The following is a 7,101-nucleotide window of genomic DNA, read 5'->3' on the forward strand; positions in this document are numbered from 1 at the left end:
CGTTTTGAATGGAGCACGAATTGAGCGAAAGCATAGCACGCAACCCTGTGCCGAACCCGAAGGTTGCGCTGCGCAAAACGCTGTCCGGCGCGCGCCGCGACGCCGCGTCGCAACCCGCCGCGAACGCCGCGCTCGACGCGCGGCTGCGCACGCTGCTCGAACGGCTCGCGCCGCGCACGGTGGGGTTCTACTGGCCGCTGCCGGGCGAATTCGATGCGCGCGACGTGGTGCTCGCGTGGTGCGCGGCAGGCGCGGGCCGGCGCGCCGCGCTGCCGGTGATCGGCGAGCGGCACGCGCCGCTCGCGTTCCATGCATGGGATGCGCACACGCCGATGCGCGAAGGTCATCACCGGATTCCGGAACCGGCGTCGGGAATCGACGTCGTGCCCGACCTGTTGCTGATTCCCTGTGTGGGATTCGATCCGCAGCGCTACCGGCTCGGTTATGGCGGCGGCTACTACGACCGCACGCTCGCCGCGTGGCCGGGCGACGCGCTGCCCGTGACGGTCGGCATCGCCTATGAAGCGTGCCGCGTCGATGCGCTGCCGGCCGAAGCGCACGATCTCGCGCTGCGCTGGATCGTGACCGACGGCGCGCTCTACCCGGCCGCCGGATGACGCGGCGCGGCGCGCCACGGTCGTCGCCGCACGCCCGTCAGCGCCTGGCCGCGCGCAATTGTTTCCGCAATCGTTTACAGCGACGCCGCCGCGCGCGCGGCCGTGTCGTACAGGCCCGATGCGTGGCGCAGCAACTGCGCCGCGTCGCCGATCTGCGCGTTGGTGAGCCCGCTGTCCTTCAGCGTCTCGATCAGGCAGTGCTCGCGCACCTCGCGATACTTCAGGCACAGTTCGCGGCCCGCGTCGGTCGCGAAGAAGAACACTTCCTTGCCGCTCTTCTCGCTCTTCACATAGCCGCGGGCGATCAGTTTTTTCAGCGCATAGGTCGCGACGTGCGTATCCTCGATATTGAGCACGAAGCAGATGTCGGCAAGCTTCTTCTTGCGTTCGCGATGGCTGACGTGGTGCAGCAGCGATACCTCGACCGCCGTCATGTCCTTCGCGCCGGCTGCCGACATGCAGCGCACCATCCAGCGGTTGAACGCGTTGCCGGCCATGATGAGCCCGTATTCGAGCTCCGACAGCTCCGCGCTCGAATCGGAAACGAGGTGTTCGGATGACACGATCTTGGTCGGAGGACGCTTCATGGAAGGGCGGCGCAAGCAGGATGTCAGGGTTTGCCGAGTGTACGTCAGAAGCCCGGGTATACGGGCTAGGCGAAAACGCTTATTGGGAAGTTATCGATATCTTATTGACAATGTGCGCTAACATTGCCGTCCGAACCGTGCCAGTCCGATGACGCAACCCCGCATTTATCCGCTCGGCGATGCCGCCCTCGTCTGTGAGGTGCCGCCGCCCGCCACGCTCGATTGCCAGCGCCGCGTCTGGGCCGTTGCCGAGGCCGCGCGCGCGTGGCCCGACGTGATCGACGTCGTGCCGGGCATGAACAACCTGACCATCGTATTCGACCCGCTCGCCGCGACGGCCGCGTCGCTCACGCCGGCGCTGCGCGACGCGTGGGAAACCGCCGACGTCGAGCACGCCGACGGCCGCGACGTCGAGATCCCGGTCGAGTACGGCGGCGCAGCCGGGCCCGACCTGCCGGCCGTCGCCGCGCACACGGGCCTGTCGGCCGACGAGGTCGTCGCGCGCCATGTTGCCGGCGAATACGTCGTGTTCTTCGTCGGCTTCCAGCCGGGCTTCGCGTATCTGGGCGGCCTCGACGCGTCGCTGCACACGCCGCGCCGCGCGGCGCCGCGTCTCGAGGTGCCGGCCGGCTCGGTCGGCATCGGCGGCGCGCAGACGGGCATCTACCCGGCCACGTCACCCGGCGGCTGGCAACTGATCGGCCGCACGTCGCACGTGCTGTTCGATCCGACGCGACCGCAGCCGACGCTGCTGCTGCCCGGCGACCGGGTCCGCTTCACCATTGCGGGAGTCGACGCACGATGACCCAGAGCAACGCACCGGGCACCATCGAAGTGTTGCGGGCCGGCCCGCTGTCGACCGTGCAGGATCTCGGGCGCCGCGGCGCGCGCCATCTCGGCGTCGCGCAGGGCGGCGCGCTCGACGGCCTCGCGCTCGAGGTCGGCAACCGGCTCGTCGGCAACCGCCCCGACGCGGCGGCCGTCGAGATCACGATCGGCCCGGCCGCCTTCCGCTTCACGCGGGCCACCCGCATCGCGATCACCGGCACCGAGTTCGGCGCGACGCTCGACGGCGAACGCGTGTATTCGTGGTGGAGCCTGCCGGTCGACGCCGGGCAGACGCTCGTGCTGCCGGCCGCGAAACGCGGGATGCGCGGTTATCTGTGCATCGCGGGCGGCATCGACGTGCTGCCGATGCTCGGCTCGCGCAGCACCGATCTCGCGTCGCGCTTCGGCGGCCTCGGCGGCCGCACGCTGCGCGACGGCGATCGGCTCCCGGTCGGTGTGCCGCCGGCCGGCGCGGGCTGCCTCGCGGCCGATGCGCCCGAATTCGGCGTGAAGGCGCCCGCGTGGTGCGCGTTCGTGCGCATCGACGAGCCGCCGCGCCGGCACCGCCCCGCACATGCGCCGTGGGCGATGCCCGTGCGCGTGCTGCCGGGCCCCGACTACGCGTCGTTCGCGGCCGATTCGCAGCAGGCGTTCTGGGACGAGGAATGGCTCGTCACCGCGAACAGCAACCGGATGGGCTATCGCCTCGCCGGCGCGGAGCTCGTGCGCGAGCGGCCGGTCGAGCTGCTGTCGCACGCGGTACTGCCCGGCACGATCCAGGTGCCGCCGAACGGCCAGCCGATCGTGCTGATGCACGACGCGCAGACCACCGGCGGCTACCCGAAGATCGGCACGGTGATCCGCGCCGATCTGTGGAAGCTTGCGCAGGCGCGGCTCAACCTGCCGATCCGCTTCGTGCGCACGACACCCGACGCCGCGCGCGCCGCCCTGACCGCAGAACGTGCCTATCTGCGGCAGATCGACGTCGCGATCGACATGCGCGAGGAAGCGCGCCGCCGCGCGCAATCGCGCGCAGCGTGACAATGGCGGAAGCAGTACGAAAGACGCGCCACGCAATCAGTGGACGAGGAACATCATGGAAATCGATCTGAATGCCGATCTCGGCGAAGGATGCGGATCTGACGAGGCGCTGCTCGACCTCGTCACGTCGGCGAACATCGCATGCGGGTGGCATGCAGGCGGCGCCAATGCGATGCGCGATTGCGTACGCTGGGCCGTGCAGAAGGGCGTGTCGATCGGCGCGCACCCGAGCTTTCACGATCCGGAGAATTTCGGCCGCAAGGAAATGCAACTGCCGGCCGGCGACATCTATGCCGGCGTGCTGTACCAGCTCGGCGCGCTGTCGGCGATCGCGCAGGCCGAAGGCGGGCGCATCGCGCACGTGAAGCCGCACGGCGCGCTGTACAACCAGGCCGCGCGCGACCCGATGATCGCCGATGCGGTGGTGTCCGCGATCCACGATTTCGATCCGTCGCTCGCGGTGTTCGGGCTCGCGAACAGCGTGTTCGTCGCGGCCGCGCGGCATGCGGGGCTCGCCGCGGTGGAGGAAGTGTTCGCCGATCGCGGCTACCGGGCGGACGGCTCGCTCGTGCCGCGCAGCCAGCCCGGCGCGCTGATCGACGATGAAGACGCGGTGCTCGCGCGCACGCTCGACATGGTGCGCAACCGGCAGGTGCGTGCACTGAGCGGCGAATGGGTGCCGCTGAATGCGCAGACCGTCTGCCTGCACGGCGACGGGCCGCACGCGTTGGCGTTCGCGAAGCGGATCCGCGCGGCGCTGGAGGCCGCCGGCGTCGACGTCGTGGCGCCGGGTGCGCTGCAGGCGGACGAAGGCGCGTAGCGCGGTCGTGGCCGTGAGCCACTGTCACGTCAAACCGACGGATCATCGAAGCGGCAGCGCGCCGCGTTGTTTTCGTCGAATCGTCGGTTTGGCCCCAAAAACGTGAGAAATTCCATATTTCCTGAGGAAAGGGCCGGTGATAAGTTAGGTGCCTGAGCAGGTCGATCGGATTGGCCGGTCACTTGCCTCAAATTTATAGGATACCTAACTCATGCGCGCTTTGACGAAGAACGAACTCGATCAGGCCAGCGGCGCAACTACGTGCACGCTGAATCCGGAGCCGATCGCCCCTTCCTCGCGTGCCATGTCGATAGCGACAGGCACATTGGCCAGACGACAGATGGCCATCATTACCGGCGGGCGAACGACAATTCCCAAAGCTGGATTTATCGGTTCTGTTCCAGAGTGAAGGCACGCGTTGCCATGGCGGAACGATTTGTCGTTCCCGCTGGTAACACCTGACCGGGAGAATCCAGTCAATGAAATTCCGTGCTGTCGCAAACATATTGAAACGATACTGGGCTTACAACATTTTCCCTGCACCGCTTGCCCCTCGCTTCGGAGGCGGATGGATCGGCATCCTGACGGGCGGTGCTTTCAGGAGTCTCGTCGTTTCCGCCCCATACGCGCTCTTGTTGTACCTGCTGGGCACATGGGACCTGTTCAGATGGAGCGTGGTGACGGTCGTTTTTCTCGTCTACTCGGTCTTGCTCGAAATCGACCTGAGCCGGCAACGACGACGCTGACTGCTCATCGACGCGCTCGTTCACGCCGACATCGCACCGCGCCTGCGAGCGACAGCTTCGCCCGGTTCGCCTCCCCATCCCCCGCCCTCGCATGCATCGATCATCCCGAGCGCGAGTGCCCGCGTAATGGCGTGCGTGCGATTCCTCACGCCCAGTATCCGCATCGCGCTCGCAATGTGATTGTCGACCGTGCCGACGGCCAGACTCAGCATCACCGCGATTTCCTTCGTCGAATACCCCACGCAAAGCAACTGCAGAACATCCTGCTGGCGCCCCGTCAATCGCATGCCCGTCGCGATTTCCGGAAACGCAGGGCGCCCGTCGAGTATCGACTGCAATGCGCCGGAGAACACGCCGAGCGGCGCATCCTTGACGACGTACGCGATCATGCCGAGGCGCTTCGCCTCGGCGATCCACGACGGCCGCGCGCCGGCCGTGACGATCGCGCATCGATCGGCAATACCCGACGCGTGAAACTGTCGTGCCAGCGCCAGCCCGCCGCAGGGCATCTCGAGATCCACAAGAATCCGGAACCACGTGGGCACCCGACGAAAAGCGTCGATCGCACCGACTGCACTGTGACAAACCGTCACGTCGAGCCGGCTGTCGAGGTCAACGAGCACCCCGCCGATCGCATCCGCGACGATCGGGTGCCCATCGACCACCAGCACCGGCAGGCGCTCGCGTCCTTCTCGTTGCATCCGTCCACTCCTGTTCGCACCTGGGGCAGAACGTCGACGGTGCCATCGCGGGCATCTCGAAACAATCGCATACCGTCCAATCCGCCAATTCGTGGAGCGTGGTGCACGCCTGACGTACGTACAGGGTGCGATTCGACGATGGAACAGATGCGCCCGCAGGCGGTGTATGGATCATGCCGGCGTGCCCGGCAAGCGAGGGGGCGATGCGCAGCAGCGCATCAGGACGCGCGCGATCGCAATCGGAACGGATCGGCGGCCCAAAAGAAAAAAGCGCCCTCGTGGCGCTTTTCCGTTGGTGCAATCGGTGCGGCTTCGCCGTCTGTCGATTCACCCCCCGAAACCGTCTTTCGACGGTGACCGGAAAAATCTTCCGGATTAAAAAACGTCCGCCGCCGCCCGATTCACTGCTTACCCCGGTTGGACGACGGAGCGTTGCTTATTCGCAAGTCGGCCTGCATGCCTTGTTGTTGTCCGACGATGATTGGCCCCGCCGTACATGCAGACACTTTCCGCGGCCGGCACGTGTGCACCACGTGCCGGCAACGCGCTCACCCCGCGCTTTCTTTTCTGCTACCCCGTAGAACTTTTTCTATTCTTTTCATTTTTTCAACTTGTGGATCGAAGAATAGATATTGGCAGAACGGGATGTCAATCGTTTGAAACGCTATTTTCCGACGAATCGAGGGTTTTCCTTATCGAATGGCACGCCCATACAGGCGTTTGACGCGATCCGGACGGCGTCGATCAAACAGGGGAGGATCGGTTCGGGCGCGACGGCGACGTTCAGTTCGCGTCGACGCTGTAACCTTGTTGACGCAACAATTCGAGCACGCCGCGCGGGCCGCCCAGATGCAGCGCGCCGATCGCAACGAACAGCGGCCGGTTCGGCGCGGCGATTGCGGTCATCCGTGCAACGAAGCGCCGGTTGCGCTCGTACACGATCTTGTTGTCGATCGACGCCGACAACGCCTTCGAACGCGCGAGCCGCTCGGTCTTCGCGACCGCCCACGCGGAGATTGCATCGGCGTCGCCAATTCGCCACAGCCGATGCAGCGACTTGATGTCGTCGGCGTTCTGCGCGGGTGTCTGCACCATGTCCTGCGCGAGCATCTCGCGCTGCTCGGCCAGCGTGAGCCCGGTGAACGCGCGCATCTGTTCGGCGAGCGTCTCGAGCCCGATCACGCGGCCGCCCTTCTTCTTCAGGAACACGTTCTGCAGCTGCGCCTCGGTGCCGTATTCGGTCTGCAGGCCGGCCGACAGCGAATCGTAGGTCTCGACGACGAGCGCCGCGAGCCACGGCCGCATCTTGCGGATCTCGGCGAGCGCGGCCGGGTTGCCGTGCAGGCGCGCCGCGAGCCGCAGCCACAGCGGCTCCGGCAGCAGGCGCTGCAGGCACGGGTAACGACAGATGCCGTACTTCGACACGTCGTCCTGCGATTCGAGCAGATCGTCCGGCGACAGCTCGAGCGCGAGCGTCGGCGACGCGGCGAGCGCCGCGAGGATGCGCGGCCGGAACGGCTGCGCGCTCGGGTAATCGGACGGGTCGCCCGTGTGCAGCGTGCCGAGCACGTAGAGCGTGACCTTGCCCTTGGTCGCGACGTAGAACGGCATGCGCGCGGGCTGCACGCGCACCGTGCCGCGCGCGACCGTGCCGTCCGACACGGCAGGCGCGTGGAAGCCCGGCAGGCTCATGCCGGGCGGCGGGACTTGCGACGGATGAATCGGCGAGGTGGCCGGGGGGCGCCCTTCGGCGCGCGCGGA

At 66.9% G+C, this 7,101-nt stretch carries 9 protein-coding genes; 6 read left to right on the plus strand and 3 right to left on the minus strand.

What is annotated here, in order from left to right:
• Window positions 1-8: 8 nt before the first annotated feature.
• Window positions 9-617: a 5-formyltetrahydrofolate cyclo-ligase gene (locus ACTRWB_RS24625; protein ID WP_446903430.1), complete on the plus strand. Its 609-nt coding sequence runs from the start codon at window positions 9-11 to the stop codon at window positions 615-617.
• A 74-nt stretch (window positions 618-691) separates the two neighbouring features.
• On the opposite strand, the gene ACTRWB_RS24630 is transcribed toward ACTRWB_RS24625, so the two are convergent.
• Window positions 692-1,204: a winged helix DNA-binding protein gene (locus tag ACTRWB_RS24630; RefSeq protein ID WP_129513184.1), complete on the minus strand. Its 513-nt coding sequence runs from the start codon at window positions 1,202-1,204 to the stop codon at window positions 692-694.
• A 148-nt stretch (window positions 1,205-1,352) separates the two neighbouring features.
• On the opposite strand from ACTRWB_RS24630, the gene pxpB reads away from it, so the two are divergent.
• The 5 genes from pxpB to ACTRWB_RS24655 all read left to right on the plus strand — a co-directional run bounded on the left by pxpB (window position 1,353) and on the right by ACTRWB_RS24655 (window position 4,639).
• A complete protein-coding gene (gene pxpB, locus ACTRWB_RS24635) occupies window positions 1,353-2,009 on the plus strand; it encodes a 5-oxoprolinase subunit PxpB (RefSeq protein WP_419685461.1) in 657 nt (218 codons plus the stop codon).
• Window positions 2,006-3,073: a 5-oxoprolinase subunit C family protein gene (locus ACTRWB_RS24640; RefSeq protein ID WP_129513186.1), complete on the plus strand. Its 1,068-nt coding sequence runs from the start codon at window positions 2,006-2,008 to the stop codon at window positions 3,071-3,073. Before pxpB ends, ACTRWB_RS24640 begins: the two co-directional genes overlap by 4 nt.
• A gap of 55 nt (window positions 3,074-3,128) precedes the next feature.
• Window positions 3,129-3,893, plus strand: coding sequence for a 5-oxoprolinase subunit PxpA (pxpA, locus tag ACTRWB_RS24645; RefSeq protein WP_034190296.1), 765 nt, complete (start codon window positions 3,129-3,131; stop codon window positions 3,891-3,893).
• 211 nt (window positions 3,894-4,104) lie between these two features.
• Complete coding sequence (locus tag ACTRWB_RS24650; RefSeq protein WP_446903431.1) at window positions 4,105-4,302, plus strand: hypothetical protein; 198 nt, start codon at window positions 4,105-4,107, stop codon at window positions 4,300-4,302.
• A gap of 70 nt (window positions 4,303-4,372) precedes the next feature.
• Complete coding sequence (locus ACTRWB_RS24655; protein WP_446903432.1) at window positions 4,373-4,639, plus strand: hypothetical protein; 267 nt, start codon at window positions 4,373-4,375, stop codon at window positions 4,637-4,639.
• A gap of 20 nt (window positions 4,640-4,659) precedes the next feature.
• On the opposite strand, the gene ACTRWB_RS24660 is transcribed toward ACTRWB_RS24655, so the two are convergent.
• Both ACTRWB_RS24660 and ACTRWB_RS24665 read right to left on the minus strand, forming a co-directional pair.
• Complete coding sequence (locus ACTRWB_RS24660) at window positions 4,660-5,340, minus strand: LuxR C-terminal-related transcriptional regulator (protein WP_446903433.1); 681 nt, start codon at window positions 5,338-5,340, stop codon at window positions 4,660-4,662.
• A 783-nt stretch (window positions 5,341-6,123) separates the two neighbouring features.
• On the minus strand, window positions 6,124-7,101 hold a 978-nt coding region (locus ACTRWB_RS24665; protein ID WP_446903434.1), incomplete at its 5' end, for a TraB/GumN family protein.

This window comes from Burkholderia sp. YIM B11467, assembly GCF_052952715.1.

Coding starts and splice junctions, on each gene's coding strand:
- ACTRWB_RS24650 (WP_446903431.1), top strand. CDS start 4,105: ATGCGCGCTTTGACGAAGAACGAACTCGATCAGGCCAGCGGCGCAACT.
- ACTRWB_RS24655 (WP_446903432.1), top strand. CDS start 4,373: ATGAAATTCCGTGCTGTCGCAAACATATTGAAACGATACTGGGCTTAC.
- pxpB (WP_419685461.1), top strand. CDS start 1,353: ATGACGCAACCCCGCATTTATCCGCTCGGCGATGCCGCCCTCGTCTGT.
- ACTRWB_RS24625 (WP_446903430.1), top strand. CDS start 9: ATGGAGCACGAATTGAGCGAAAGCATAGCACGCAACCCTGTGCCGAAC.
- ACTRWB_RS24640 (WP_129513186.1), top strand. CDS start 2,006: ATGACCCAGAGCAACGCACCGGGCACCATCGAAGTGTTGCGGGCCGGC.
- ACTRWB_RS24630 (WP_129513184.1), bottom strand. CDS start 1,204: ATGAAGCGTCCTCCGACCAAGATCGTGTCATCCGAACACCTCGTTTCC.
- ACTRWB_RS24660 (WP_446903433.1), bottom strand. CDS start 5,340: ATGCAACGAGAAGGACGCGAGCGCCTGCCGGTGCTGGTGGTCGATGGG.
- pxpA (WP_034190296.1), top strand. CDS start 3,129: ATGGAAATCGATCTGAATGCCGATCTCGGCGAAGGATGCGGATCTGAC.